Source organism: Oceanobacillus sp. MO10714A, assembly GCF_037072045.1.
GTDB lineage: Bacteria > Bacillota > Bacilli > Bacillales > Amphibacillaceae > Oceanobacillus > Oceanobacillus indicireducens.
On record NZ_JAXHDC010000028.1, the window covers coordinates 18,927 to 44,785 of the forward strand.

The following is a 25,859-nucleotide window of genomic DNA, read 5'->3' on the forward strand; positions in this document are numbered from 1 at the left end:
TGCAAGTATTTTTTTACATTTCTTTTATTAGTAACCACAATTTTTGATTTTATATGTTTTCTTTCATAGAACTAGAAATATCCAAATTTGAAAGTACACTATTTAAAAGATCACTTCCTCTTAACAATCAACTACCCAAGTAATGTAGGTTAATCTTTTCAATATAGCATTCCAATCTCATTACTTGTAGGAAGTGTATTACTTGTAGAATTAGCACGGTCTAAGCTGACATATTGAGGCCAAACAATAGTAGGTAGATAGGAGGAATAAAAAGAGTTCTACAATAGAAAAAATATTCACCCCAAAATTTGAAAGGAGAGAGATTATGCCTGATAGGATAATATTAAAGAAAAATACCAAACAACGATTAGAATTATCTAAAACTGACTTACAACTTTTAGCTTTTCTAGAACAACAAAGGATGTTAACAATGCAGCAACTATATCAAGTTGCTACAAAAATATTTGAAATTAGAATAAAGGAATACAGTTTTAAAAACCGAATTCGTAAATTCGAAGATTACTACTTGATCCGTGGTTATAATTATAGTGAGGGATTTGATGGAGAACGATTTAAATATTTATGTATAGGTAGTAAGGGTATTGATTTGCTTATTAAATATAATTTATTAGACCAATCCTATAATAAATCAAAAATCTACAAGTTTAACCAAAAGAAGAATTTGATGCACTTTTTAGCTACTCAGCAGGCAGCCATTAACATATTGAACAGTCTTCATGCCAAAGTCATTAAGGGTGAGGCCTCAAATGAAATTAAATATACTGGCTTTTATGATATAACTTTATTTTCCCATTCACCATCGGTCTTTCAATACACTGAATGGATACGGAAAGAGAAAAATTGGCATCGCCATAATAAAGGCGCTTATCATTCTTATATAGCAAAACACATGAATGGAAACTCTAGTACATTTGGTAAAACGATGACCTTTGTAAAACCCGATTGGATCATTGAGTTACAATCGAAAAAAGCTAAAAATGCCTATATTAATATTGAGTTGGATATGGGGACTGAACCCATCGAAACATTGATAGAAAAAGTCTTTAAATATGCAATTTTAGCTGAGAGAAATAAAGAGGAACTTCATATCATGGACCTTGTTATCGCAGATAGTAGTTTCTCTAACCGCTCTAAACTTACGAACGGTATAAAAAGAGGGGATAATATTATTAAGAGATTTGTCGCAGATCCCGCAATAAAGAAAAGATTAGATGAATCCGGATTGATGCTCATTATTCATCCGTTAAGAGATAATGAGAAGGCAATTGATAACGTACTAACAAGGTTTTAAACCCCACCAGTCATTCATTTCGAATGACTGCATACATAATAAACTACAATTATTCTGAATAGATTACAATATACGTTACCATTAATAGAAACCACGTTTAACCTCTGAAATATCAATACTTGTCTCATCCTAATCTTCTTTATTTTCTTCACCATTTTCCTATTCGTTACGAATATTAGTAACCATTATCCTAAGTAATAAACTTATACATTAACTTTCCACACTATAAATTGCGATTATCATACGATTGGTAACCAATAATGGATACCATGACTGACATTCGCTGTTCCAGTATTTTCTCTAACTTATATGTTCTTTTCTTCTTCCTAGTATCTATTATTAGTTACCTTTAATTGTTACCATATCTTATTTGACAAGGCGTCGAGGGAATAAAAGTCATAACAGTGCTGCTAGATGCTTAGGCTATCCATTTTAAAAGGGGAGAACACTTCTTTTCTATTCAGAAATTAAACGGTAAACACTATTAGTAACTTGGGAAAGGAAAAAAATAACTACTGTGACTTCTCCTTTTGGCTTTAACAATTAATTATTTCCATAAAACTAGGCTGTTTTCTTATTCCCCCTTCGAATAAGAAATAGAAGAAAGTATAATATTTCAAATATCTAAGGAGGAAAGATAGCTAAAATTGTCAACCTAATGCAAATATGTCATTCATTTTACATTAAAATCACTGCATCAAAAACAAATGGAAAGGAAGCTTTGTAATGGAACTAAGTCAAAATATGCAAAAGGAACTCTATGAAGAAATGCTCAATGTTAACGAGGATAATATAGAAGGTGAATTCTTTGCCTCATCAATAGAAGATTTGAAAAGTCAAGTCATCGAGTTCTTGATGATAGATTTAAAATACGATCCAATTGATTTGGAAGATATAGATTTGGATATCCGCTGGAAAGGGGAAGGGTTATACTCTTTCTGGGGGCATTATTTTACTGACACTCATTTATTAGCCCACATTGCTGAGATATTTGAGACTGAAACAGAAGTTCATCCTTCCATTTTCCTTGGAAACCAAACACTAATCAAACATGAACGAAGCAAGTGGTACGACATCGGTAACTTTGTGTATGTCATTTGGAATAATCAATTTGAGTTAGTGGATGTTGTCTATAGCGATGAGGAGGAAACAATGTTTAATAAAAGACGTGGCGGCTATTTTATTACTGAATTACGTGAGTTAGATAACTATCGTTTTTATGATTTTTTAAGACAGTATGAGAAAAAATCATTGATGGGCATTTTATAACACTACATCAATCTTGGTGTATGGAATTCACATAATAGTTCTGAAAAAAGGGCAGAGAGAAACAAAAAGACTTTCCAGAGGAAGGTCATCCGTAAAACATCGACCAATACAGTCTTATGCAAAATAGAATCTTTAAAGTTCAACTAGAATATTAGCCACAATTAGTAACCAGTTATAGGAATAGAAAGGTTGCTCCTGTTTCTTTAAACAGGGGTAACATCTTATTAATTTCTATTTTAATAGATTATATAAAGGCATATATTTAGTAGATTTAGGAGAGTCCCTTATGTAGCAAATCTTAAAGCCGTTGGCCGACCACTCTCTTCATTCTTTTATTACGTATAACAGGATCACTTGATAACCCTTTACATAAATCCCGTACTGAAGCTACTTTTTACATAAGAGCAGTCCAAGAGCTTAACTTTTATATGACTCTTTCATCTAGAATCCTATCTTCAATCATCTTCATAAACTGAATAACTAAAATCTATATAATCCTCAAGTCTTGTATTTTCAGTCTGGTTCATCCCCCAGCCATATCGCTGGTAATTCTTCCCTCCATCTACAAATATAGCTCCACAACTACATCTTTTAAAGTCATAACTGTGTTTTGATTCGATAATATCGTCGCACTTTTTACAACGAACCTTGTTTATTAATACCCTTTTCACTTAGTATCATTCCTTTCCACCTAGAAGAAGTTTATTTGATTTCATTCAATTCAAACATGAAGTTGAAGATATGCTGGGCGTAAAAATTGATGTCGTCACAGAAAATTTCCTTCATTGGAGTATAAAGCAAGATGTATTAGCTGAAGCCGTTAAACTATAAAATGATGCATTGAATGATAAAATATATCATAATGTCTAGAATCGATGGACTTAAAACCACTTACACTTTCTAATATTTAAATGCTCCCAAATTTTATTGTTATTTATATTGGCCAGTTGGATGCCCTAATTTTTCAATATCAACAAGTAAGTCAAGGTCGCTTTTTGGTCCATCCTCAAAATTTGCTACCGTACCAAATACCCGTACATTACCAATTCCATGCTTATCTGCAATTTTTAATATTAAATCACGTTTTTTTAAGAACATCACACAACACGGTACATCCCTCTGATCCGTATTTTATCTTCTAATGAGAATGTATTAGGATAATGATCACTAATTATCCTTTTTTTGATCATCAACTATCTTTTGCAAGAATGCTTCCCACTCTTTATCTTCTAAGTAGAAAAAGTCCAAATAAGAGGATTCAGTTTCATCTACAGATGACTCCTTTTCTATCATCATTCTTTGACCATATCCTTCGTTTTGCGAAGAATACATATATTGCAAGTTAGAGATTAATTGGTTAAATCGTAGGTCCGGTTGCTCTTCCCAAATCCTTTGTATGAGTGACATAATTCTATTTATTCGTTCTATCTCTCGGATTTTTCCACCTCTATTTTCTTCGGTATTAATTCTTTCAATTGTACCATCGTAATGTTCTTTAACCCATCCCTGTTCCGTTCTATATACAATAGCAGTCTTATGGACTTTTGCATCAATCCTTGCGCGTTCACCTGTCATCTTTGCCCACTTATCCACCCATTCAAACTTTCTCTTATTTTCTGTCATAAGATAACTCTATCCTTTCCTACTTTAATCTTAAAGCAATTATGTTATATCTCATTTCATTATCGACTTTTCTTATTTGCTAACAAGCTGAAAGTTAATTATTTAACGTTTAAGAAACTGTTTTAAACCGTTTAACCTTGTTCAACTAATTTCCCTTTATTTATATATTCGCTATATCCAATATCACCCTTATATAGATTACACTCAAGACAAGCACAAACACAGTTAAAAGGTGTACTAGCTCCATCTTTTGATTTAGGAACTTTGTGATCAATTGTATCACCGTATAAACCGCAGTAATGACAAGTATATCTATCTCGTTCTAATACAAATTGCCTTAATGATTTCCAATTGAAGAAATTATGAATTAATGTACTATGTACTATACCAGCCGCTCCTTCTTCCACTAGTTTCTTTGCTCTGTTATAGTTTATTATGTTTTCATATCTATAATTACTTGCACTACGCCCACGTATGATGATTTCCTTAGACGCATCTAGAATAGATGTATCGAAACTATATTCTTGTTTTGGACCTAAAATTACCTCATGCCTACGATCTTTACAATCCCGACAAAATGATTTTCTCTTTGTTGGATTAGCCTTTCTTCCACCCTTAGCTTGAAATTCCTTTACATATTTAGTTTCTCTGCATATTTTACATTTCTTATACAGCCTGCAAGCATCACCTACACTGACACCCAATATAAACACCTCCAAGATAACGATACATTCAAACCGCTATCCAAAGAATAATAATTTCTAATGTCTTTAATTTAACCGTTTATGACCACTAACTGACCTGATAAGGAAATAGTCTATAAATCTTATAAGTTAATAGTTATAATAGCAGTAGTAAATAAAGTAAGAGCAAAATGAACGCAGGAGACAAGGACAATAGTTTAGGGAACAATTATGAACGGGGCATTCTATATTTTCGGTATGTAGAAAGGAATGGGGACAGAAGTAATGAAAAGACACGTTGTAATTGGCTTTGATGCTAGAGATCATGTTGCTATAGGTATAGTATTTGAGGATTTCAAAGAAGCAAAGGAATATCTTAATTATTTAAACACAGAAAAGATTGGACAAATAATTGGACAGGAAAATCGTCTTCTAGAATACACAGATATATTCGAAATGGATTATATTCCTTTAAAAAGGTAACTTGAGGATAATAGTCAGTAAATACTTCATACAATCCAAATCCTCCCAACGGAATCTTTTACAACAGGACTTTTTACATAAATTCCGTACCGATAATATGTGAAAATTCATATACGTACATGAATCATATCTCACAAAAAGAAGCTTCCAGTTGGAAACTCCTATATAATTAATACTTTACAGAGTATTTGCTATTATGTTCATGTTCTTTGATCCATTTTTTGTATCTGTCCATATTAGATAATGTAAAGCTGAAACGCTGGGCAGTGTTATGCGTTCGAAATTCATCCCAATTCCTCGTTATACATTCAAAAACCTTATCCATTCGGATACTTTTATTTCTATTAGTAGAGGCAACATAGTAACACGCAAAAAGAAATGTCAAATCTGCAAGGGGCATTGTTCCCTTTTTTGCTTCCACCATAATACTTCGGGGAATTATATAATACCCATATTGATGAACCAATCTTCTTGGAACTTCTTTGCCATCATCAATTATGTAATGGATTATATATTCACCACGATTGGTGCTTACTTCCTCATCTTCAAATAAAGCTTTTGGTATTTCAATCATTCCTGCTTTTTTAACCATTATTTTCTCAAAAGCCCCTTAGTCAAATTTAATCGTTATTCGATTTGCCTTGTTATAAACTGATTCTGCCCTTCTTATGCATTCCAATCTATTCTTTTCAATTACTTCTAATTCAACGTCATACGCTACGCCCTTATTTTCCAATGTGGCCCCAATCGACTGGGTGATATAGCCTTTTGCACCCAAAAGAGCCATTATTTCATCAAATAATTCTGTTGCAAATCCTTCATGTGCCTGATCCGTCATAACCTTCTCTACATCATTTGTTTCCACAGCTGTTACAAGATCCACAACCAATTTCCCTCTATAAAGATTCTTAGATGACAATAAAAACATCTCCTTTATTTTTTAGGTATTAATAATGTATCTACAAAAAATGAAAATGCATCTTTAAATGCCACGCGATATGTTAACTTACTCTGCTGGAATACCTGTTGAAATATATTTGATTTAAGATCTTCAATAAGATTATTCTTAGCCTCTTCATCAAGATCGTTAATGCTTGACGATAGCTTCTGCTCTAAATCCTGATAAATGCCCTCCATAAACATTTCGTATTCCTCACTAGTAATAATATTTTCCAAACGATTTTCGATTAGTTGATTAACCAATCTTGGGAAACCATCAATCATTTAAACACCCCTCTATTCTTAATATGAATATATTTATATTACGAATATAACATAGTATCTATTGATTGTAAAACCAGAAAATAATACGATTAAGTAAATAGAAGAATGAGAAGGGAAATAAATTAATGGATGATACTCAGGCAGGAAAGTTAATACGTAGATTAAGAAGAGAAAATAAATTAACAATGGTTAATTTTGCAAAGCAAATTGGTCTTTCTCAACCTTCTTTATCGCGGATAGAAAGTGGTAACCAAGAGATCACCTTCTCCTTATTAGAAAGAATTTGTACAGCACTTAATATATCAATGGGTGATTTTCTGTATGCACTTGAAGGGGAAAGCAAGCTACAAAACATTGAATTAAGTGAAGAAGATGATGTAGATACAGAAGAGGAACTAGATGCTATATTAAGTAAGATGATTTCAGCTTTATCGTTTGAACAGAAGAAAGGGTTATATACGCTGTTACTGCCATATACTAAAGACTAGAAAGCGGAAGTGTCATAAAGGCACTTCTGTTTTTTCATTCTAATAATTAATCTGATAGTGGATTGCTCCCTTAACTTTTATCCTCCTTTTACTTTGTACTATCTACTGTATTTCTTTAGTTTAAATAATCTGAAAATAAAAACTTCATTTTAATCCTTACAAACTCTTAAAATATTAAAATTCGAAGGTATCATGTTTTCAACCAAATGAGGTTGCCGGCAAAAATTTGGATTTTACTTTAAGAGGGAAGATTCAAAATGAAAAAAAATAAAGACTTACTTGATTATAACGCTTACTACGAATCTATATTATCTACCGAAGATGATGTGGAGAAAGTAAATGCTTCTGATTTTATTGAACACTTTTCTGAACTTATTATTAAGCATTCTGCCACATTGGAAAATAAATTCTTACGTAAAGGGGACTCCAAATAATGAGGAGAAAAAGAAATAATAGAAATAAAAAAATATTAAATAAAAGATCAAGAGCCTACGCCTATGCAAGAAGAAGTCCTAATCCTGACGAGGATAGTACATCAATTGAGAAACAAATTGAAGAAATAGAGAAGTACTGTTTACAAAATGATATTGAATTAGTAGATATATTCATCGATGATCTAAAGTCAGGTAAATCATTCGAGGGTAGAGATAACTTTAAAGAAATGTACAATAGTATATTAAGATCCGATGATATAGATTACATCATTGTATTTAAACAAGATAGAATATCTCGTGATCCCTTAGATACACTCTATATTTTAAAGAGACTTAACTCAGTTGATAAGCATATGATTTCTATTACTGACAATGTTAATACAGAAGATCCTAGCGCAAAAATCCTCGTTCATATTTTGTCATTAGTTGCAGAACTTGAAAGAGAATTTATTAATTTAAGAACTAGCTCTGGAATGGAAAAACGTGCAGAAGAAGGGCGTTTCCTAGGTGGACAAGTTTATGGATACAAATTAGTTAATAAAGAGTTAGAAATTATTCCCGAAGAAGCCACAGTTATTAAATATATTTTTGAAAAATACACCAAAAATATGTGGGGATATAAGAAAATTGCAGCGAACCTTAATCTGCAGGGCATCAAAACAAAAAAAGGGAATTACTGGACAACATCCGCTATTAAGACAATATTAGAAAACAAACTCTATATTGGAATAACTAAATGGAAAGGGGATTATCATAAAGGCATTCATACACCTATCATTGAACCCTCTCTCTGGGAGGAGACTCAAGAAATGTTGAAAGCAAGAAGCTATACTCCAAAGAAGGTTCATCCGGGTGCATATCCGTTATCTGGTTTAATAAAATGTCCTGAATGTGGTTCAGTGATGGTACAAGGTAATAGTAGTCAAAAATATAAGTATTATCAGTGTAGCAAAAATAAAAGCAGCGGTAGAGTTGCTTGTTCTTCCAACCTTGTTAAGAAGGAATATGCTGAAGAAAAAGTTCTAGATGAAGTATTTCAATATCTAGGTAGTTTCAATCTAACACCTGCAATTGAAAATGCCACAAATGATAGCTTAGCATTTGAACTACAACCCTTAGAGAGAGAAGCTAAATACCTTAACAACAAAATCAAACGCATTAAGGAAGATATGTCTAATGTAATTGACCTAATGAACGATGAAAAATACTCCATCGACAAAGAACTATTAATGGATAAACTTATGATCCATCAAGAAAACTTAAATGAAAATAATAACGCCCTAAAAGAAATAACTAAACAGATAGAATTCAGAAATAGTAGAACATCCCATGAACTTATTAATTACTGTACTGAAAACTTTAATGATTTCTATTTTGCAATTCCTGATGAAGAAAGAAAGTTATTATTACACCGTATTATTAAAGAAATCCATGTCAGTAAAGGGGAAAAACCTAAAGACCGCACAATAAAGAATGTTGTTTTCAAATTTAATAACGAGGATATATTTATGGAATAGGAGAAAGGAAGCCATCCTTTCTCCTTTTTTGCTCTTTCAAAAGTATTCGTTAATTTTACAGTAAATCTTTTTAATAGATCATTAACATCACTATATATTGTGGGAACAAATATTCTATGTTACTATATTTAGTATACCGGTTGGTAACATCACCATTTAACAAACAATACGAAAGGGGATTTGTAATGCCTGAAACAATATATAAAAAAGGTGTTTTAGAAGAAATGATTGAACAACTAGATTTACCTGAGTATGTTGTTGAAAAAACAATTCAAAGATATAAGTCGTTGGGAGAATGGGTTAATAGAGAAAATAGTTCTTTCAAAGATTTAGATATAAACATATTTCCTCAAGGCTCTTTTGCATTAGGAACTACTATAAAACCTATTAATGAACAAGAAGAATATGATTTAGACATGGGTTGTAAAGTCATTTTCCCTAATTTTAAGTCTTTGTTTACACAGGAACAATTAAAAGAAATGGTCGGTACTGAACTAGAAAGTTATCGTGTAGCAAAGGGGATCAAGCAGGAACTAGCAGAGAAGCACCGCTGTTGGAGATTGGAGTATATGGACGAGATTAAATTCCATTTAGATATAGTTCCATGTATACCATTAAATATTGATAAGCAATCGGTCTACAAAAAACAATTGGAAGATACTTTTAATTATGATGAATCCTTAAACAAATCTGTGGTTGACGCTGCTATAAACATAACTGATGATCGACTTGATAATTATTCCATCATCTCGCAAGACTGGAATATTAGTAATCCAGAAGGATATTTGAAATGGTTTGAGAATCGAATGACAACAGGCGACTTCGGACTATACAACCGTTCTTCAATAACGCCTGTTCCAATTTATAACAGAAAAACCATTCTTCAAAGATGTATTCAATTGTTAAAGAGACATCGCGATAATATGTTTGGAGAAGATGATAGTAAGCCTATTTCTATTATTATAACAACTTTGGCAGCTAGAGCTTATAATGGAGAATTAAATTTAGAAGAAGCATTGATAAATCTATTGGAAAACATGCCAAGATATATTAATTCAAGTACTCCGAGAGTTCCTAATCCCGTAAATCCCAATGAAGATTTTACAGACAGATGGGATACGTTGGAGGGGAAAAAATTAGATTTAGAAGGGAATTTCAAAAACTGGTTGTTACAAGCGAAAATTGATTTTAACAACTTATTAAAAACGGAAAGTTATGAAACAGCTAGTCTAATCTTAAATAATAAATTCTCTTTGAATATAGATAAAAGCTTTTTAAATAAGACATACAATCTTAAAAATGACAAGCAGAGAAATGTTACAAGCTTACCAATAAATCCACCAAAGCCTTGGGGTGATGCATATTAATATTAAGGAATTAGAAAGGTTTTTAGATAGCAACCCCCAAATGTCTTTGGCTCCTTCAAACAACGAAGAGTACGTAGTTAAGGGGATCTTGTCTTTTGATATAACGGATGACTCGTATGGAAATATAAAGGACGAGTTTTTAATAAAGATTGTCATCCCTAAAATTTTTCCAAAAGAGATTCCAACTGTCTATGAAATCGGAGAGAGATTTCCTAAAACATTAGATTATCATACTTATTCTGATTCATCTCTATGTTTAGGATCGCCAATGAGTTTAAAGAAACGTATTAAGGACAACCCTACTTTAGATGGCTTCATTCATTCATGTGTGATTCCATACTTTTATGCAATTTCACTGAAACTTCAAGGTGAGGAAAACTTTGTTTTTGGTGAGTTATACCACGGTATAGATGGTATTATTCAGGATTATGTGGAAGTTTTTGAACTTAAATATATTGATCAAGTAATTAACTTACTGGATATATTAAGTCAAAAACCAAATAGAGGTAATAAGAAGAAGTGTCCGTGTGGTTGTGAACGCATAGTAACAAAATGTTCTTTCCATAAAAAAATAGTTGAATATAGAGATGTGATGACACGAAAGGAATTTTCTATAGATAAAGATATTATTTCTCTTTATTACGATAAGTGGAAAGAAAATCAAGTGCAGAAACGTATGCGAAAATTAATACCATATGCATAATTACAAAGTTATATGAAGGGATGATATCGGTAATGAATAAGGTCCTATTTCAATGTTTATTAATCTTGTTACCAGCAATAGTAAGTATCTTCTACCCACTTCAAGATATTGCTTATGGTATTCTCTCTCTAATAGGTATGGATACATCAAATTTTGATGAGATGATAAAAAATATTATTAATAATGAACGAGTAATTTCTCTTATTGGCGGGGTTGTTTTATCTATAATTATTTATATTTGGAGAATAAAAGCAAATAAGGACAAATTATTTAACACTGGAAACAAGTATAACGAGTATCCGATATGGGTTTATTGGTTGGCCAGCAAAATACTTGGCTATGGGAAGGTTAGCCTAGTAAGAGTACCAATGTATCTACAATACAAATTACTTTTGAAGGATATTTTCCCTGAAGTGATCGTTGATAGTGATGTAGAAGAAAAAGCTCAATCAATTAATGTCATCGAAAAGAATATGGATTATCCATCAAATGAGTTGAATTTGATACTGGTTGATACCTATGAAATTACTAATAATCAAATTCCAACAAATAAGGCTCATCTTCCTACTATTTTGATTAAAAGTGGTAACGAGATTGATAGCAATCGCTCTCTAAACCCTGAATATATAAAAGAAATTAGAAGAAAAACCAATGTCTATCACAAGATTTATAAGAAACTAAATGTATTTTGCACCACGAATACTAATCATAATCAGTTAATCATAAATAAGTGTTTTAAAAATGGCAGTAGAACAGGGTTTGAAAACATCGTTGTGTATCAAGCCTCTCGAAGTAACTATATGTTTAATAGGGGATATAAAGTGTTGTAAGAAAAATCCCATGAATTAATAGAAAAAAATTAAATGTAATCTTGAGGATTAATGCAGAAAACCTAACATTGCACAGATGTTAGGTTTTAAAATTCTTTATTTGTATTATTTATAGATGAACGGTTTTCATATATACTTTCACTTTTTAGGATATCAGTAATATTTTCGATTTCATTAACTAACAACTGTAATAACTTTGGTATTCTAAATTGGATTCTTTCAAAATATCCATCTAAACCGATAAATCGCTCAGTTATTTCCTGAAAATCTTCATGGGCTTTCCGCTGTCCTTCTTCGAAAGCATAATTTAAATCATCGGGATCTCCTGAATGGTACTCATGCATTTTTTGTGCATAATTAATTTGCAATTCTTGAAAGTCAAAACTGGCTAATTCCTCCAACAAACCTTCTAATTTTTGAACTTGGGTATCTAGTAAGATTAGTAATTTGTTTATTCTATGAACTATACTTATATCTATATATTGATCAAATTCATCAAGGATCATAACTTGTATTAAATCTTTAGCCTCATTTATCATTTCTGTAAATCTATTTAATTTTTCATAAGATATGGATGCATTAGTTAAGTCGAGAACCTTTTCCTCAAGTGCATATCTAACTTCAGCATATGTAAAAATGCCCATATCTAAATGATCAAAGAAATCGTTACATTCAACTAACCAATCTGCTACATATTCCATATAAACGGTATAAAAAGAAGTTGTGTATCGAATAGAACGACTTATGATTTCTGGTATTAATTGTTTTTTTACAGCTTTTATATCTTCGTAATCGGTAAGTATAATTCCTGCTTCCACATTATTTTTACTTTCATCAGAGAAGTTACCTGAACCAATATATGCTATATTTTCAGTCATAATAATTTTAGAATGATTTTCATAACAGAAATAAACCGTTAAATCACAATTATAGTTATCACGATCTAATTGATTAAAATAGTCTTTAATATTTTCTAAAGCCCGATCAGCTGGTGTCTTCATTTGATTACTTCTAAAATACTTTTCATGTCTTTGCGGTAAATTCGTTATAAATGTCACCGAAACACTTTCATCTAACATTTTCAATTCATCTAGTAATCGTGTATCATTTTTAGAAATATTAAAAGTAACAATAATGATTTCCTTTGCAGAGGGGAAATCATCGATTACCTCTTGATATCCATAATCATGATGACTTAAAGTAATAACACCATTGTTTATGTTAGTCTTTTTAAGCATTTTCCTATCATCCCTCCAAACTATGTCTACGAGATTTTACCTCCTATGCCATCTTTATAACCATTATGTAACAAGTTATTATTCCATTAGAAAGCTGCGGGTTCTAGCAGACCATTGGTGTTAAGCAATTAGAACTCTTTAATAACAAAGTCAATCAATCCTGCTTGTTTCTCTTTACATACATAATGCTCCATAGAATTTCTTGTTTTAAAGCAGGTTTAATATCATTTAATATAACTAAATCTATTTGTTTGTGAAAATGATCCTCAAGTTCAATTTTTAAGTCCATGTAATTATCAAAAGATAAATCAGAATCGTTAAATTCTACTGCAACATCAATATCGCTAGATTCATTTTGTTTATCACGGCTGTACGAACCGAATAAACCGATGCGCTTAACACCGTAATTTTCTTTCCATGTTTTTAGGTTTTCTGACAATTCATCAAGGATTTCTTGTTTCGGTAACATATCATCAACACCATTTTTCAATATTAATGATTTTTTCATAATAAATTTCCTTCTATCCTATACTATCCCGTAAGTTAATAAAGTAGAAGACAATTCATTATTAATAAAACGATTTTGGATTTTCAATGAAATGGATACCGGCTAGTTGATAGCGGAAAAAAGGATTTTGCTCATCCCAACCATCCTGCATTTTTGCTGAGGGTAGCAAGTTATCTTCATCCTTTGTCACAGTACACGTATAGTAAAATTTCATTAGTACACTATAGATTTCGGTATACTTCAAATTTCCTTGTTTTGCTTTTTTCACTAAAGGCTTTAAATAAAGATTTTTAGGAACCATGTGTTCAAAAATTAGTTTTGCTTTTTCTCTTTCTTGCAATATATGTAATGCTTTCGGAGTAATAAAGTCCGCCATACTGTATTTACCATTATATAAATTGTTTTTCCGATGATAACTCTCCGTTAAGAAGTATAAATCATCTCCCAATGCTTTGGGACTCAATTGATATTCACGTAAACGTTGATCAGTTATTTGAAGTTTTAAATTAATGACTTGTTCTAGATTTTGACTTAAAAAGTCAATTAACTCTGTTCTCGAAAATTTATTTTCTTTAATCAGATTATCAATGGCATTAATATGTCTCGCTCTTCCACTCATTTGTTTAAAACTATAAATTTCTCCATTTATGTGCTTATAACTTTTATTTCCATGAATTCCCTTATTAACAATTGACCAAGGAATAAGTTCTCTTTTTAACTCTACCTTCATGAAATGAGCAGCTTCTTTAATTGTTGGAAACTCTTTTAGTAGAACATTGTTTTTATAAATTATTACTGGGATTCCATTTTTTATGATTTCAATCTACTCTCCCTATCTTCAAACTTGGGTATAAATGAAGGTGCAAGTGTATTCTTTAACCCACTTTCCTTTATATTAATCTATAAATATCATCTAAATCATATAATTTTTTTATCCATCTAATCCCCGACAATTCAGGGAGGAGATTTTTGTACTTTCCTAGGTTAAGAATATGTATAGGTTCTAGTTTAGAATAATTAATGGAGTTTATATTCATCGTGTTGTAAGCTGGAGTATGCACGTAGATTAACAAACTCTCAGCCATATTAATTTCATCCTGCCAAATATCATCTGTTGGAATGTTTGAAGCACTTAATCTCCCAACATATACGGAAAATTCATCTTCAAACCAATATGAATGTTGTGATATTCTAGTTCCAAATGTCTGTTGATTAGCTTGTCCAATATATAACAGGGTGTTTTCTCCATAGACAACATGGTTACCATAAATCTGATAAATCCCATAATCAGTTTTTTCGTTCTTTAATAAATCAAGATCCGTAAATTTATAAGGCCCCTCCCAATGAATTTGAATTAAATATTTCTTTATAATTTCCATAATATCTTCACTCCCCTCTGAACTACTAAATAAATATAATCCCTTTTTATAGCCTGTCAGATTAAGTAAAACATTCACTTATAATATAACATGAAGTCCTATTTCCCTTGTTTAAAATTTCATTGTAATATCAGTTTGAAGGAGGAATAGATATGGAAATAACCAAAGTAGCTATCTACGCCCGCGTAAGTACAGAAGAACAAGCAAAAGAAGGCTTCAGTATATCCGCTCAACTTCAAACACTTCGACAATATGCTCAAGTTTATAAATGGGAAGTAGTAGACGAATACGTCGATGAAGGAATTAGCGGTAAATCCGTAAAAGGACGTCCAGAAATGAAAAGGCTAATTAAAGATGTAGAAAATGAAAGATTTGATGCTGTGCTAGTTTGGAAAATTTCTCGACTTTCAAGAAATATGCTAGATACACTCACAATTCTAGATAAGTTTGAAAAATACAATGTGAAATTTATATCTTACTCTGAGAACTTTGATACCAGTAGTCCTATAGGTCGTCTAGTACTTCAAATTATGGCTTCTATTGCTGAAATGGAGCGTAATACTTTAGCAGAAAACGTAAAACTGGGAATGAAACAACGGGCATTAGAAGGACGATGGAACGGTGGTATAGTATTTGGATATGAGACTGTAAAGAAGGAACTTGTCATCAATGAAAAGGAAGCAGAAGTAGTCCAGCTAATCTACCATATGTATGCAGATGGTAAAGGGCTAAGAGCAATTTCTAACCATCTAAATAAAGCAGGGTATAAGACGAAACGTAACCGATACTTTTCCATCAATGGTGTAGCTCAAATCCTAGACAATGTAATATATACCGGTAAAATCAGTTGGCTAAAATTTGAAAATTGGGATTCTAAACGAAGGAAAGGGAAAAATCCAAATCCCATTCTTGTAGAAGGAAAACATGAACCTATTATTTCAGACGAACTTTGGAGCGTTGTACGAGCAAGGAGAAAAAGTAAATCATTTAAGCAGCGACAATCAAACGAACCATTTTTACTTAGCGGACTTTTACGCTGTCCTGATTGTGGTCAAGGAATGGTTCCATCGATTACAACACATACACGAAAAGATGGAACGAAACGGAAACATCGTTATTACGTCTGTAGTGATTTCCATAATAAAGGATCGGCTGCTTGTAAGGCTAATTCTATTAAGGCTTATGAAGCAGAGGATACGGTTATCAAGAAAATCGAACATTTTAGTTCTAATAAGAAGAGATTATATAAAACGCTCACAGACATAAGTTCAAGTTCTGCTCATTCGATAAGTCAGCTTAACAAAGAACTAGAAAAGATGGACAAACGATTAAAAGAAATTGAACAATTACAGGCAAAGTATATGGATGCATTTGAGAAAAATACTCTCCCTATAGATATTCTACAAGAAAGATTGCAAAAGGTCTCCAATGAGAAAAGAGAGTTAGAACAGAAGAAAAATGAGGTTATAATACAATTAGGTTCTATCGATTCCAAAGTGATTCAACCAGAGTTGATCGAAAAGTTACTAAAAAAATTCCTGTCAGTTTATAGGGAGTCTTCTAGAGAAAATCAAAAACAATTACTTCAGTTGTTAATTGATAATATCGCAATCAAGCAAATAGATAAATCTAGAACTATAAAAGCCATAGAACTTGATTTTGATTTTACTGAAATGAACATATCGAAAACGTTTATACTAATCCACTTGTTATATCGTGAAACGGATAATGAACACACGTTTTCAATACCCGCTTCCGATAAAGAATTACCACCTTACCTGCAACAGTTTTTGCCTCTATTTGTGATACGGTTCCCCCCTAATAATCCTAAACCCCCGATACACCTGCTCCAACAAAACCAACCGCATCAACTGATGAGGAAACGTTAACTTCGAAAACGACAGCGCAAAATCACTCCGCTTCTGCACTTCATCACTAATCCCAAGCGACCCACCAATCACAAAAGCAACCTTACTCTTACCATACGTCGCAAGCTCATCCATTTTTGCGGCAAGACCTTCCGATGTCAGCATCTTTCCTTCAATCTCAAGCGTGATGACATACGTATCAGGTTTAATAGCGCCGAGGATTCGTTCGCCTTCCTTACGTTTCACCGTTTCCATCTCCGCTTCACTCATCGTTTCTGGTGCTTTCTCATCAGCCAGTTCGACAATGGAAACGTCGGCATAGCTTGATAGGCGCTTCAGATATTCCTGAATGCCTTGCTTGAGATATTTTTCCTTTAATTTACCGACAGAAATGATCGTTATTTTCATCTTTGTTCTTCCTCTCTATTTCCACGCGTAGTCGCTCTTATTATCTATCATATCCTGTTTCAGCCAAGATAGGGACGCATCCGTTTCATCACGTTTAAAGGTAGGATACGCAGCCGCATCCTCTAAAGTAAAAGAAGACACAACTGCTTTTACATTCTTCACTCTATCAAGGAGATGCCGGTCCTCTTTCTCTGACAAAAGTACTAGCTTAGGAAATGGTTGATCCTTAAATCCCTCCACGATGAGTACATCTATTTTCATAAAAGCATAAAAATCAATAAGCTGCTCCAGTGATAAATCAGGAGCTGAAAATTGAAAAACTCCTTCTCCTTCGACTCCTGCGATAGCCGCTCCGGCCTTGCGATGTTTTTCACTATCGGTATTACTAAATCCAAGGGAGATGCCACCATGCCCATGGTGCTTAAGGGAACCTACTTTTAGGCCTGTTTCTGTGAACATTTCAATTATTTTGGTCGAAAGGTTTGTTTTACCGCTATTTTTGTATCCGGTAATTTGGATGATTTTCATACTGTTTCCCTCCTGATTCCTGCTGTAAAGCTATTTTCCCTTTAGTTAAAGAAGTATTTTGTTTACTTTTATTAAAAACGGTTAATATACATAGTATCACTTTAAAGGAGTGATGCGTTTATCGCGGACCTGAAAGATAGATTGGTGGTCCAGATTGAGAATAAGCGATTGAAAATGTACGAGGCCTATACGAATGATGCCACTTATGAAAAACTAATAAATATATCACAGGAACTTGACCAATTGCTTAATCAATTAGCAACACTCAATCAAAAGAGAAAATAAGAAAAATAACTTCGTTGTAGGAATCATGTAACAGACTAGAGAATCGGCCTACATAGAAAATAAACCGAACAAACATCTTGATTTGTTCGGTTTTTTCCTGACTATTTTTCAACTCCATGACAAACTAGGAAAATTGACAGGTATGTATTACTATTTTACAATCTGCACTTTCCGAATGGTACGATCTTCTACGTTGAGGATTTTAAAGGTAAGATTGTCGCGTTCGAGTGTGTCGCCGGCTTTTGGAAAGTCTTTGAACTCACTTAGTAAGTAGGCGGCAAGGACATCTTCTTCCTCTGGGATTTCGGTCTGGAATATCGTATTTAAGCGGTGTAACGTGACTTTCCCGTCACAGACTACTTTCGTCGGTGTGAGCTTTTCAATCAATGCTTCACTTTCCTCATCCATCTCATCATGAATCTCAAGTCCAATCATTCCCTCAATAATATCCTCGTGGGTGATGATACCCTCTGTTCCGCCATATTCGTCCAGCACGATGGCTAAATGTCTGCGCTCTTTCGTCATCATTCGGAAAATCTCCTCAATCGGCTGAAATTCATAGACGATTAGTGGTTCGGAATCAATAAATTCCTCCAATTTTCGGCTCGGGTTCACAGACCAAGAGAGTAAGTATTTCGTATGCATGATTCCGACAATATTATCGATATCTTCATCATATACGGGAAAACGGGTAAATCGGTTATCAATTGCAAAATCGCGCACTTCTTCATAGGTGGATGAGATCGGCAAGGCGACAATATCCACACGAGGGGTTTTCATGACGTCACGGACATTTAAATTGTAGAAGTCAAGTACACCCTTAATCCGGTATGATTCATCCGCCCGGAATGTCCCTTCCAGTCCGGCGAGATCCACTAGTGTCCGGAGCTCATCTTTTGACATAGAGGCTTCCTCTACTCCTTCTTTATGAAAACGGTTGGCGATAAGTTGCGATATTTTCTCAAGTAACCAGATAATCGGTTTTAGTATTTTGATAATGCCTTGAATAATCGGGGATACAGCTGATGCAATTTCCTGCGGGATCGCTCGTGCTATTGTTTTTGGAATGATTTCAGCAAAAATAATAATCGCCAAAATAACAAAAGTAACAGCAAGAATCGTGTTCATATTCGTATCCAATGTCCAGTAAACGACAAGGGCAATGATGGAAAGATCGACAATATTATTGCCGATCACGTTCACGATATACAATTCACCCGGATTTTCAATAATTCGCAGGAGCTTCTGTGCTTTTCGGTCCTCATTTTTTGCCTGGGTCTGTAATTTTACCTGATTTAACGAGGCAAACGCTGTCTCACTCACAGAGAAGAAAATCGACAGAACGAATAGTAGAACGATGATCGCAATGATCACTTATTTTTCCTCCTTCAAGATACTTAAATCACGTCTAGGTAAAGAAAAGAAAACCCGGTCCCGAAGGAATGTGCTTTCTTGTGTTCAAAAAGGAGGATAAAAAGGACCGAGAAGTTCGAGGCGGCGCAGCTTTGAGTGGCGGAACGTATGCAGTTGATACGTGAGCATACGAAAAGCAAGCCAACGAAGAAATTCGAAGTGTCATTTTTACCGGACTTTTTGAACATCCTCTATTAGAATAAATTTTGAATGAATAGGCGAATGACATCTGCTCCGGCAACAAATGTACCTAAGGCACTGCCAAGGTTCGCCAATACGATGACAAGCAGGACGCGGGTTACTTTATTATCCCAAAATCCTTTAACACTTGTCACGTCATCCGCTAACGTTTCAAAATCTCGGACGATTGGCTTTTTCATCCATGCTTGGACTAATCCGGCAAACCAACCAGCTGCAAGAAACGGATTTAATGATGTAAATGGTGCTGCAACGATGGCCGTGAGTACGGCAAGTGGATGTCCAAGCGCAATAATCGTCCCAATACCTGCAAGCGACCCATTCCAGAGCAGCCAGCTCCAGACTTGCTGCATACCAGCATCTGGGTTTTGGAAAAAGGTCAACACAACGAGGGCGATAATAACAATTGGGATTGTCCAGCCGATGATTTTTGGGGCCTTTGATTTCGGCGGCCGCTTCGTCAACGCCTTCAGATCTTGATCTTTATGTATTTCTTTTGTAATTCCAGGGACATGTGCCGCTCCTAGCACAGCAACTACCTTGTCACCTGGTGCTTCTTTAATCTTCTGTGCCAAGTATTGGTCGCGTTCGTCGATCAATGGTTTTTTAAGTTTCGGGAAACTCTCGGTAATCTCTTGGAGCATCGCATTGATTGTATCCTGCTGCTTCATCTTCTCCAGTTCTTCTTCGGTAATTGTTTCATTACTGAAGATGCTAAAAATGATTTGGCTAAGCAGAGTTGCTTTTCCTTTGAAGCCGATATTTCCCCAGATTCGTGAAAAGGTGACTTGAATATTCCGGTCGGCGAGGACCAATTCCGCTCCGACATCTTTAGCTGATTCAATTCCTTGAATCATTTCCTGACCTGCATTGATGCCAAACTGTTTTGCCATCCGTTTTTGGAAAGAGGAAATGGCTAGGTTCATAAGCAGTAAGGATGCCTTCTTTTGCTTAATGACTTTAAAAATATCCGTATCCTGCCATTTGTTCCCATCGGATATCGATTGATAGCGCTGTTCGTCCAGTTCAATACAGACGGCGTCGGGTTTTTCTTGTTCAATAACATCTTTTACCTGTTCGGCACTCTGTTTGGAAACATGGGCCGTTCCGATTAGGATGATTTCTTTTCCGTTTATTTCTAATCGCGTTATATTATCCACAAGTATAGATTCCTTCCTTTAATTAATCCTAGGCATGATTATAAAACGAAACTCATTCAGTGGAAGTCTTTGCTTTTTCCCCTGAATGTTAATGGAGTAAATCAGGGGGTTAGTGACTGTTTCTTTCGCTAAAATAGATTTGATTTCTTTCCTTATATCATAAGAAAGATTTACGGACAATGGCACCGTGAAAAAATGTTTATTACTTCTATAATAAACTAGCGTTGCTTGAAATTGAAATAAAATGTGCTTTTTTAGACGGTTCTTTTTTAAAATTAGGTCTTTCTTTTTAAGAAGGAAATTTGTATGATTGAAATTAAACAGATAGCTTGGTAAAGGGTATCGGCATAAAGAGGGGGAGTAAGATGCTTGAATTAGCGTTGGATGAAGAAATTACATTAAGACATATTCAGGAATCAGATGCGGCTGAGTTGTTCAATCTGACGGAAAAATCACGTACGGAGCTCCGGGAGTGGTTACCATGGGTCGACGGGACACAGACAAGGCGAGATAGTTTAAAATTTATTCAGCATACGCTTGACGCATACAATGCAAAACGGGCATTGAACTGTGGGATTATTTATAAAGGAAGGCTTTGCGGGATGATTGGATTTAATTTGGTTGACTGGTCAAACCGTGTTGGTCATATCGGCTACTGGCTCGCTACAGATATGGTAGGGCGCGGAATTATGAGCCGGGCGGTGAGCGGGTTGATGCACTACGGTTTTTATGAGCTTGATTTGAATCGGATGGAGATTCGTGCAGCTGTCGAGAATCGGAGAAGCCGGGCGATTCCAGAACGGCTCGGATTTAAGGAAGAAGGAACAATTCGTGAGGCTGAGTGGCTATATGATCATTTTGTCCACCATGTTGTCTACGGCATGCTGCGATCGGAATGGGAATAGAAAGTCTGACCCGTCCCAGAGTTTTGACGATTGTTGTCGAACGAATTATCGGTCCGTTTCTTGAAATTTGATGTCGATGACTTCCTCTGTTTTTTTCGTATAGCGGATGTCGATATAGACACCGAATTCCCGATCTTTCCCGCGAAGCCAAAGTTTAAATTTTTCTGTCGTCTCGCCGTTTCTTGTAATCGCACCGATATGCAAGTAATCGATGATTTTAGCATCCGGATATTTTTCCTTCGTTTTCTTCATGGCAACTTGGCCCCATTTGGCATAAGAAGGGGCTTCTTCTGCCGTAGCAAATTCGCTTGGTGCTGGATTAGTCACGATACTAATTGAGAAAAGCATGAGAGGAATGGCGAGTAGTAATTTCCACATATCATCAGCTCCTTTTTATATAGGTTGTGTTTTTTAGAGACAATTTATGAGGAAAAAATAGAAAAAGCATATCCATCTCTATTTAAAGAGGGGTGGATATGCTTTTTCTTAATTCATTTGGACGTTATGGAGCCTTGCAAAAATGCCATTTTGTACAATTAATTCGTCATGGGTTCCTTGTTCTTCAATTCCATTTTTCGTAACAACCATGATACGGTCTGCATTTTTAATCGTTGCAAGACGGTGGGCGATAACAAGTGTTGTCCGATTTTCCGCTAACTCATTCAGAGATTCTTGAATAATCCGCTCGGTCTCTGTATCAAGTGCAGATGTCGCTTCATCGAGAATAAGGATAGGCGGATTTTTGAGGAACATACGAGCAATCGCGATCCGCTGCTTCTGTCCACCAGAAAGCTTGAGTCCACGCTCACCGATCTGTGTTTCATAACCGTTTGGAAGTTCTGCAATGAATTCTTCCATATGAGCACGGCGGGCTGCTTCATAAATTTCCTCATCGCTCGCATCAAGATTACCATAAGCGATATTTTCCTTTAGTGTCCCTGTAAATAGGAAAACATCTTGCTGAACGACGCCGATATTTTTACGAAGAGACTCTTTCGTCATATCGCGGATATCCATACCATCTATAAAAATACTGCCGTCATCCACATCGTAAAAGCGCGGAATCAAGGAAGATATCGTCGTTTTACCGGCACCTGATGGACCTACGAAAGCCACAGTTTCTCCTGCGTGTACGTTTAAATTTAAATTATCGAGTACAGCTGGCTTATTTTCCTCATAACCAAAGGTCACATTTTTAAATTCAATATTACCTTGAAGTTTTTCGACTTCCACTGCGTCTGGTCTATTCTTCACATCCGGGTCCACATCAAGCATTTCAGTGAATCGTTTAAAACCAGCCATGCCTTTCGGATACAGCTCAAGAAGGGCAGTAATTTTATTGATCGGGGTTGTGAGTACGTTCGTTAAAAGAATAAAACTGACTAGTTCCCCGTACGTTAAGAGGTTATTGAAGGTGAGCCAGGCGCCAAATACGAGCACAAGCAGCGTCATAAGCCGCATGAGCAGATAGATGTTCGAGTGAACCGTCGCCATCACGCGGTACGCTCCCAGTTTTGCGCGGCGGAACTTTTTATTATTTTCATTGAACTGGTCCATTTCAAACTGTTCATTCGTGAATGCTTGAACGACACGCACACCGGAAACAGCATCTTCCACACGGGCGTTCACATCCGCAATATCCTCATACATCTTTTTCCACGAACGATTCATGCGAATATTCCCGTATGAAATGAGGAATATGAGGATTGGAATGGTAATTAATACAATAAGTGCGAGCATTGGGTTAATCGTGAACATAATAAAGAATGCACCGAGAAATGTCATAATCGAAATGAAAAAGTCCTCTGGCCCATGGTGGGCAAGTTCTCCGAGATCAAAGAGATCTGTCGTAATCCGGCTAATCATATGGCCGGTCTTCGTATTATCGAAAAAGCGGAAAGACTGCTTCTGTACATGATGGAATAATTCATTCCGCATATCCGTTTCGATATTTACTCCTAGCTTATGGCCAAAGTAAGTTACAACATATTGAAGCAGGGTGCTGACGATGTAAACAACCAAAAGCAACGCACCAACTGTTAGTATGATATTCCAGTCGTCACCCATCAAGAGGTCATCGATAAACCACTGGACGGCGAGTGGAAAAGCAAGCTCGAGAATAGCCACAATCATCGCTGCCGAGAAGTCGACAATAAATAGCCGTTTATGTGGCTTATAATAAGAGAAAAAACGTCGTATCAACGTGATGCACTTCCTTTTCCTTTTTTATTGTATAAGAAACTATAAAGTAAAAATGCTGTGATAACTTTTGTATGGAGGGCTAGCCACGTCCGGCGCAAGCGCCTTTGTTAAAAAGTCTACTTGAAATTATATGCTTTGTTAGAGGGAGATTCAAGAAAGAAGGTTATTGGTTGTGAGTAAGTGAAAAGTTGTTGCATGTTATTCACGTTGGGGAAAGTTTTCCCGTGGATAAATCGTGGATAAGCAGTTTTTCCTGTTGAAACCATGTGATTATCCCCAAAGTTATCCACATATGCACAAGTGTTCCTACTTATTTTGTTACGCAACAAGTTTTTACTACTATATATAGATTCTGCGTGGAATTTTATCCACGGAATGTTAATAAGTTCGCTTTTTCTGTGGATAATAGGGTGTGTTTGACAGAAAGTTCAGTGGATAAGGTGCAGTAATTTGGATTACTGCACCTCTTTTTTCTGGGACAAATGCTCTGACCCCATGTCCCACTACTGAGCGGTGAGGGTTGCTTCGGTTTCGTGTAGCTGGCCGCCGCGGTAGTAGGTGATGGTTAGGGTGTCGCCGATTTCTTTTTCTTGGAAGAGGATTTTTCTTAGATCAATGACATTCGTAATTGGTTCGCCGTTTAGTTCAACGATAACATCGAGCCGCTCGAGTCCGCTTTGATCGGCAGGGGACAGTGGCTGGACACTCCAAATATATACACCCCCGGTTACATCACTTGGCAATGATAATGTATTTTCCCATTCTTGATGGGGGATTTCATCTAACGAATAAACTTCAACTCCAAGGAAGGGGCGCTCGACTACTCCCGTTGTTTCAAGCTCTTGCATGATTGGCAAGGCATGGTCAATCGGAATTGCAAATCCAAGTCCTTCTACAGCTGCTTCATTTATCTTCATCGAATTAATGCCAATGAGCTGGCCGTAAATGTTGATAAGTGCGCCTCCACTATTTCCCGGGTTAATCGCGGCATCTGTTTGGATAACCTCTGCTTGCCAGTCAGGGCGCCCGTCCATGTCAAAGTCTTGGGGGATTGTTCGCTCTGTACCGCTAATTACACCTTGCGTAACCGTGCTGGAAAACATAAGCCCAAGAGGGTTGCCAATGGCGATTGCCGGCTCACCAACCTTTACATTGCCGGATACGCCAATTTCAATTGCCTCCTGAACGTTATCACTTGGCATCCGAATTACTGCTAGATCACTGAATAAATCACTGCCAACGACTTCCGCATCGAGATGGGTATCATCATAGAGGACGATCTCAATCTGATCGGCTCCTTCCACGACATGGTGATTCGTTACAATATACGCATTTCCATCTTCTATTTTATAAATAACTCCTGAACCAGTTCCAGCTTCAACGGAACCTTCCTCCAGCCAATAATGATTCTCCTTTTGAATATTTGTTACACCGACAACGGCCGGGGTAACCCGATCCACGACCTCCGTTATTTGGGTGGAGACGTCGACGCTTACAGATGTATTTTGCGGCTGTCCATCTAGCCCGTCATGAATTGTTTCTGTCATTCGGTCTGTTGTTGTTTGGGGAATCAGATTTGCTTTCATTAGTTCGGGAAGCGCGACTGAGACAATTAAAATACCGATAATGACACCTAAAAGCAGGGGAGTGAGCCAGTATAATTTCCTGCGCTCCCTCGATTTATAATAACCCATGCCCTAACCTCCTCTATATCTCTCTTTACTTACATGTAGTATTACCAAAAATCGCTTCTTCATAACGCCTTTTAGACTGGGACATTTGGGGTCAGAGCATTTGTCCCAGTGGGACAAGTGCTCTGACCCCAATGTCCCTG

The 25,859-nt window shown here is 35.4% G+C and carries 30 protein-coding genes; 12 read left to right on the forward strand and 18 right to left on the reverse strand.

Features of this window, described 5'->3' with window-relative positions:
- The first annotated feature begins 325 nt into the window (after nucleotides 1-325).
- The gene (locus SPD53_RS13335; RefSeq protein WP_336252849.1) at nucleotides 326-1,312 is read left to right on the forward strand and encodes a replication-relaxation family protein; all 987 of its coding nucleotides are present in this window, start codon (nucleotides 326-328) and stop codon (nucleotides 1,310-1,312) included.
- Nucleotides 1,313-2,038: 726 nt separating this feature from the next.
- Nucleotides 2,039-2,581: a hypothetical protein gene (locus SPD53_RS13340; protein WP_062351168.1), complete on the forward strand. Its 543-nt coding sequence runs from the start codon at nucleotides 2,039-2,041 to the stop codon at nucleotides 2,579-2,581.
- Between the two features lie 455 nt (nucleotides 2,582-3,036).
- Here SPD53_RS13340 and SPD53_RS19875 read toward each other — a convergent pair whose 3' ends face one another.
- The 4 genes from SPD53_RS19875 to SPD53_RS13355 all read right to left on the reverse strand — a co-directional run bounded on the left by SPD53_RS19875 (nucleotide 3,037) and on the right by SPD53_RS13355 (nucleotide 4,908).
- Nucleotides 3,037-3,252: a DUF7695 domain-containing protein gene (locus SPD53_RS19875; RefSeq protein ID WP_062351165.1), complete on the reverse strand. Its 216-nt coding sequence runs from the start codon at nucleotides 3,250-3,252 to the stop codon at nucleotides 3,037-3,039.
- Nucleotides 3,253-3,511: 259 nt separating this feature from the next.
- The gene (locus SPD53_RS13345) at nucleotides 3,512-3,679 is read right to left on the reverse strand and encodes a hypothetical protein (RefSeq protein WP_336252850.1); all 168 of its coding nucleotides are present in this window, start codon (nucleotides 3,677-3,679) and stop codon (nucleotides 3,512-3,514) included.
- A 69-nt stretch (nucleotides 3,680-3,748) separates the two neighbouring features.
- Nucleotides 3,749-4,204: a hypothetical protein gene (locus SPD53_RS13350; protein ID WP_062351162.1), complete on the reverse strand. Its 456-nt coding sequence runs from the start codon at nucleotides 4,202-4,204 to the stop codon at nucleotides 3,749-3,751.
- A 131-nt stretch (nucleotides 4,205-4,335) separates the two neighbouring features.
- Nucleotides 4,336-4,908 (reverse strand): HNH endonuclease, encoded by a 573-nt coding sequence (locus SPD53_RS13355; protein ID WP_336252851.1) that lies wholly within the window; start codon nucleotides 4,906-4,908, stop codon nucleotides 4,336-4,338.
- A 264-nt stretch (nucleotides 4,909-5,172) separates the two neighbouring features.
- Here SPD53_RS13355 and SPD53_RS13360 point away from each other — a divergent pair, with 264 nt between their 5' ends.
- Complete coding sequence (locus tag SPD53_RS13360; RefSeq protein ID WP_062351156.1) at nucleotides 5,173-5,370, forward strand: hypothetical protein; 198 nt, start codon at nucleotides 5,173-5,175, stop codon at nucleotides 5,368-5,370.
- A 169-nt stretch (nucleotides 5,371-5,539) separates the two neighbouring features.
- Here SPD53_RS13360 and SPD53_RS13365 read toward each other — a convergent pair whose 3' ends face one another.
- Genes SPD53_RS13365 through SPD53_RS13375 form a run of 3 tightly spaced genes read right to left on the reverse strand, consistent with a single transcriptional unit; the run spans nucleotide 5,540 to nucleotide 6,594 of the window.
- Nucleotides 5,540-5,962 carry a hypothetical protein gene (locus SPD53_RS13365; protein WP_062351153.1) on the reverse strand — a complete coding sequence of 141 codons (423 nt, stop codon included), beginning with the start codon at nucleotides 5,960-5,962 and terminating at the stop codon, nucleotides 5,540-5,542.
- 18 nt (nucleotides 5,963-5,980) lie between these two features.
- On the reverse strand, nucleotides 5,981-6,289 hold the full coding sequence (locus tag SPD53_RS13370) for a hypothetical protein (protein WP_077216085.1): 309 nt from the start codon (nucleotides 6,287-6,289) through the stop codon (nucleotides 5,981-5,983).
- Between the two features lie 14 nt (nucleotides 6,290-6,303).
- Entirely contained in the window at nucleotides 6,304-6,594 is a 291-nt protein-coding gene (locus SPD53_RS13375) for a hypothetical protein (protein ID WP_062351146.1), read from the reverse strand.
- Between the two features lie 125 nt (nucleotides 6,595-6,719).
- Between SPD53_RS13375 and SPD53_RS13380 the strand changes: the two genes are divergently transcribed.
- The 6 genes from SPD53_RS13380 (at nucleotide 6,720) to SPD53_RS13405 (ending at nucleotide 11,933) form a co-directional block, all read left to right on the forward strand.
- Nucleotides 6,720-7,082, forward strand: coding sequence for a helix-turn-helix domain-containing protein (locus SPD53_RS13380; protein WP_336252852.1), 363 nt, complete (start codon nucleotides 6,720-6,722; stop codon nucleotides 7,080-7,082).
- A gap of 257 nt (nucleotides 7,083-7,339) precedes the next feature.
- The gene (locus SPD53_RS13385; RefSeq protein WP_336252853.1) at nucleotides 7,340-7,516 is read left to right on the forward strand and encodes a hypothetical protein; all 177 of its coding nucleotides are present in this window, start codon (nucleotides 7,340-7,342) and stop codon (nucleotides 7,514-7,516) included.
- Complete coding sequence (locus SPD53_RS13390) at nucleotides 7,516-9,033, forward strand: recombinase family protein (protein WP_336252854.1); 1,518 nt, start codon at nucleotides 7,516-7,518, stop codon at nucleotides 9,031-9,033. Before SPD53_RS13385 ends, SPD53_RS13390 begins: the two co-directional genes overlap by 1 nt.
- 185 nt (nucleotides 9,034-9,218) lie before the next feature.
- Entirely contained in the window at nucleotides 9,219-10,400 is a 1,182-nt protein-coding gene (locus SPD53_RS13395; RefSeq protein ID WP_336252855.1) for a nucleotidyltransferase domain-containing protein, read from the forward strand.
- Complete coding sequence (locus tag SPD53_RS13400) at nucleotides 10,390-11,103, forward strand: hypothetical protein (protein WP_336252856.1); 714 nt, start codon at nucleotides 10,390-10,392, stop codon at nucleotides 11,101-11,103. Before SPD53_RS13395 ends, SPD53_RS13400 begins: the two co-directional genes overlap by 11 nt.
- Before the next feature lie 32 nt (nucleotides 11,104-11,135).
- Complete coding sequence (locus SPD53_RS13405) at nucleotides 11,136-11,933, forward strand: hypothetical protein (RefSeq protein ID WP_336252857.1); 798 nt, start codon at nucleotides 11,136-11,138, stop codon at nucleotides 11,931-11,933.
- A gap of 86 nt (nucleotides 11,934-12,019) precedes the next feature.
- On the opposite strand, the gene SPD53_RS13410 is transcribed toward SPD53_RS13405, so the two are convergent.
- From SPD53_RS13410 to SPD53_RS13425, 4 genes are all read right to left on the reverse strand, one after another.
- Nucleotides 12,020-13,171, reverse strand: a complete 1,152-nt coding sequence (locus SPD53_RS13410) for a phospholipase D-like domain-containing protein (protein ID WP_336252858.1) — start codon at nucleotides 13,169-13,171, stop codon at nucleotides 12,020-12,022.
- A 154-nt stretch (nucleotides 13,172-13,325) separates the two neighbouring features.
- Nucleotides 13,326-13,679: a type VII toxin-antitoxin system MntA family adenylyltransferase antitoxin gene (gene mntA, locus SPD53_RS13415; RefSeq protein WP_336252859.1), complete on the reverse strand. Its 354-nt coding sequence runs from the start codon at nucleotides 13,677-13,679 to the stop codon at nucleotides 13,326-13,328.
- Between the two features lie 61 nt (nucleotides 13,680-13,740).
- Nucleotides 13,741-14,409 carry a hypothetical protein gene (locus SPD53_RS13420; protein WP_336252860.1) on the reverse strand — a complete coding sequence of 223 codons (669 nt, stop codon included), beginning with the start codon at nucleotides 14,407-14,409 and terminating at the stop codon, nucleotides 13,741-13,743.
- 160 nt (nucleotides 14,410-14,569) lie between these two features.
- Nucleotides 14,570-15,136 (reverse strand): hypothetical protein, encoded by a 567-nt coding sequence (locus tag SPD53_RS13425; RefSeq protein ID WP_336252861.1) that lies wholly within the window; start codon nucleotides 15,134-15,136, stop codon nucleotides 14,570-14,572.
- 74 nt (nucleotides 15,137-15,210) lie between these two features.
- Here SPD53_RS13425 and SPD53_RS13430 point away from each other — a divergent pair, with 74 nt between their 5' ends.
- Nucleotides 15,211-16,947 (forward strand): recombinase family protein, encoded by a 1,737-nt coding sequence (locus tag SPD53_RS13430; RefSeq protein WP_336252862.1) that lies wholly within the window; start codon nucleotides 15,211-15,213, stop codon nucleotides 16,945-16,947.
- Here the strand turns inward: SPD53_RS13430 and rlmH are convergent.
- Both rlmH and mobB read right to left on the reverse strand, forming a co-directional pair.
- Nucleotides 16,855-17,334: a 23S rRNA (pseudouridine(1915)-N(3))-methyltransferase RlmH gene (rlmH, locus tag SPD53_RS13435; RefSeq protein WP_336252863.1), complete on the reverse strand. Its 480-nt coding sequence runs from the start codon at nucleotides 17,332-17,334 to the stop codon at nucleotides 16,855-16,857. The genes SPD53_RS13430 and rlmH overlap by 93 nt on opposite strands.
- A gap of 15 nt (nucleotides 17,335-17,349) precedes the next feature.
- Nucleotides 17,350-17,862: a molybdopterin-guanine dinucleotide biosynthesis protein B gene (mobB, locus tag SPD53_RS13440; protein WP_336252864.1), complete on the reverse strand. Its 513-nt coding sequence runs from the start codon at nucleotides 17,860-17,862 to the stop codon at nucleotides 17,350-17,352.
- A gap of 144 nt (nucleotides 17,863-18,006) precedes the next feature.
- Between mobB and SPD53_RS13445 the strand changes: the two genes are divergently transcribed.
- Nucleotides 18,007-18,147, forward strand: coding sequence for an aspartyl-phosphate phosphatase Spo0E family protein (locus SPD53_RS13445; RefSeq protein WP_232334324.1), 141 nt, complete (start codon nucleotides 18,007-18,009; stop codon nucleotides 18,145-18,147).
- Nucleotides 18,148-18,297: 150 nt separating this feature from the next.
- On the opposite strand, the gene SPD53_RS13450 is transcribed toward SPD53_RS13445, so the two are convergent.
- Both SPD53_RS13450 and SPD53_RS13455 read right to left on the reverse strand, forming a co-directional pair.
- Entirely contained in the window at nucleotides 18,298-19,521 is a 1,224-nt protein-coding gene (locus SPD53_RS13450; RefSeq protein WP_336252865.1) for a hemolysin family protein, read from the reverse strand.
- A 233-nt stretch (nucleotides 19,522-19,754) separates the two neighbouring features.
- A complete protein-coding gene (locus SPD53_RS13455) occupies nucleotides 19,755-20,924 on the reverse strand; it encodes a TraB/GumN family protein (protein WP_336252869.1) in 1,170 nt (389 codons plus the stop codon).
- A gap of 359 nt (nucleotides 20,925-21,283) precedes the next feature.
- Here SPD53_RS13455 and SPD53_RS13460 point away from each other — a divergent pair, with 359 nt between their 5' ends.
- Nucleotides 21,284-21,823: a GNAT family N-acetyltransferase gene (locus tag SPD53_RS13460; protein ID WP_336252866.1), complete on the forward strand. Its 540-nt coding sequence runs from the start codon at nucleotides 21,284-21,286 to the stop codon at nucleotides 21,821-21,823.
- 45 nt (nucleotides 21,824-21,868) lie between these two features.
- Here SPD53_RS13460 and SPD53_RS13465 read toward each other — a convergent pair whose 3' ends face one another.
- From SPD53_RS13465 to SPD53_RS13475, 3 genes are all read right to left on the reverse strand, one after another.
- Nucleotides 21,869-22,201: a DUF3889 domain-containing protein gene (locus tag SPD53_RS13465; protein ID WP_336252867.1), complete on the reverse strand. Its 333-nt coding sequence runs from the start codon at nucleotides 22,199-22,201 to the stop codon at nucleotides 21,869-21,871.
- A 108-nt stretch (nucleotides 22,202-22,309) separates the two neighbouring features.
- The gene (locus tag SPD53_RS13470) at nucleotides 22,310-24,025 is read right to left on the reverse strand and encodes an ABC transporter ATP-binding protein (protein ID WP_336252868.1); all 1,716 of its coding nucleotides are present in this window, start codon (nucleotides 24,023-24,025) and stop codon (nucleotides 22,310-22,312) included.
- 503 nt (nucleotides 24,026-24,528) lie between these two features.
- A complete protein-coding gene (locus SPD53_RS13475; RefSeq protein WP_156855369.1) occupies nucleotides 24,529-25,719 on the reverse strand; it encodes a S1C family serine protease in 1,191 nt (396 codons plus the stop codon).
- Nucleotides 25,720-25,859: the final 140 nt, after the last annotated feature.

What these genes read in the sequence shown, in the direction of transcription:
- SPD53_RS13335 (WP_336252849.1), top strand. Translation starts at nt 326, where the DNA reads ATGCCTGATAGGATAATATTAAAGAAAAATACCAAACAACGATTAGAA.
- SPD53_RS13340 (WP_062351168.1), top strand. Translation starts at nt 2,039, where the DNA reads ATGGAACTAAGTCAAAATATGCAAAAGGAACTCTATGAAGAAATGCTC.
- SPD53_RS13345 (WP_336252850.1), bottom strand. Translation starts at nt 3,679, where the DNA reads ATGTTCTTAAAAAAACGTGATTTAATATTAAAAATTGCAGATAAGCAT.
- SPD53_RS13350 (WP_062351162.1), bottom strand. Translation starts at nt 4,204, where the DNA reads ATGACAGAAAATAAGAGAAAGTTTGAATGGGTGGATAAGTGGGCAAAG.
- SPD53_RS13360 (WP_062351156.1), top strand. Translation starts at nt 5,173, where the DNA reads ATGAAAAGACACGTTGTAATTGGCTTTGATGCTAGAGATCATGTTGCT.
- SPD53_RS13365 (WP_062351153.1), bottom strand. Translation starts at nt 5,962, where the DNA reads ATGGTTAAAAAAGCAGGAATGATTGAAATACCAAAAGCTTTATTTGAA.
- SPD53_RS13375 (WP_062351146.1), bottom strand. Translation starts at nt 6,594, where the DNA reads ATGATTGATGGTTTCCCAAGATTGGTTAATCAACTAATCGAAAATCGT.
- SPD53_RS13380 (WP_336252852.1), top strand. Translation starts at nt 6,720, where the DNA reads ATGGATGATACTCAGGCAGGAAAGTTAATACGTAGATTAAGAAGAGAA.
- SPD53_RS13385 (WP_336252853.1), top strand. Translation starts at nt 7,340, where the DNA reads ATGAAAAAAAATAAAGACTTACTTGATTATAACGCTTACTACGAATCT.
- SPD53_RS13390 (WP_336252854.1), top strand. Translation starts at nt 7,516, where the DNA reads ATGAGGAGAAAAAGAAATAATAGAAATAAAAAAATATTAAATAAAAGA.
- SPD53_RS13395 (WP_336252855.1), top strand. Translation starts at nt 9,219, where the DNA reads ATGCCTGAAACAATATATAAAAAAGGTGTTTTAGAAGAAATGATTGAA.
- SPD53_RS13400 (WP_336252856.1), top strand. Translation starts at nt 10,390, where the DNA reads ATGCATATTAATATTAAGGAATTAGAAAGGTTTTTAGATAGCAACCCC.
- SPD53_RS13405 (WP_336252857.1), top strand. Translation starts at nt 11,136, where the DNA reads ATGAATAAGGTCCTATTTCAATGTTTATTAATCTTGTTACCAGCAATA.
- SPD53_RS13410 (WP_336252858.1), bottom strand. Translation starts at nt 13,171, where the DNA reads ATGCTTAAAAAGACTAACATAAACAATGGTGTTATTACTTTAAGTCAT.
- mntA (WP_336252859.1), bottom strand. Translation starts at nt 13,679, where the DNA reads ATGAAAAAATCATTAATATTGAAAAATGGTGTTGATGATATGTTACCG.
- SPD53_RS13420 (WP_336252860.1), bottom strand. Translation starts at nt 14,409, where the DNA reads ATGAAGGTAGAGTTAAAAAGAGAACTTATTCCTTGGTCAATTGTTAAT.
- SPD53_RS13430 (WP_336252862.1), top strand. Translation starts at nt 15,211, where the DNA reads ATGGAAATAACCAAAGTAGCTATCTACGCCCGCGTAAGTACAGAAGAA.
- rlmH (WP_336252863.1), bottom strand. Translation starts at nt 17,334, where the DNA reads ATGAAAATAACGATCATTTCTGTCGGTAAATTAAAGGAAAAATATCTC.
- mobB (WP_336252864.1), bottom strand. Translation starts at nt 17,862, where the DNA reads ATGAAAATCATCCAAATTACCGGATACAAAAATAGCGGTAAAACAAAC.
- SPD53_RS13460 (WP_336252866.1), top strand. Translation starts at nt 21,284, where the DNA reads ATGCTTGAATTAGCGTTGGATGAAGAAATTACATTAAGACATATTCAG.
- SPD53_RS13465 (WP_336252867.1), bottom strand. Translation starts at nt 22,201, where the DNA reads ATGTGGAAATTACTACTCGCCATTCCTCTCATGCTTTTCTCAATTAGT.
- SPD53_RS13475 (WP_156855369.1), bottom strand. Translation starts at nt 25,719, where the DNA reads ATGGGTTATTATAAATCGAGGGAGCGCAGGAAATTATACTGGCTCACT.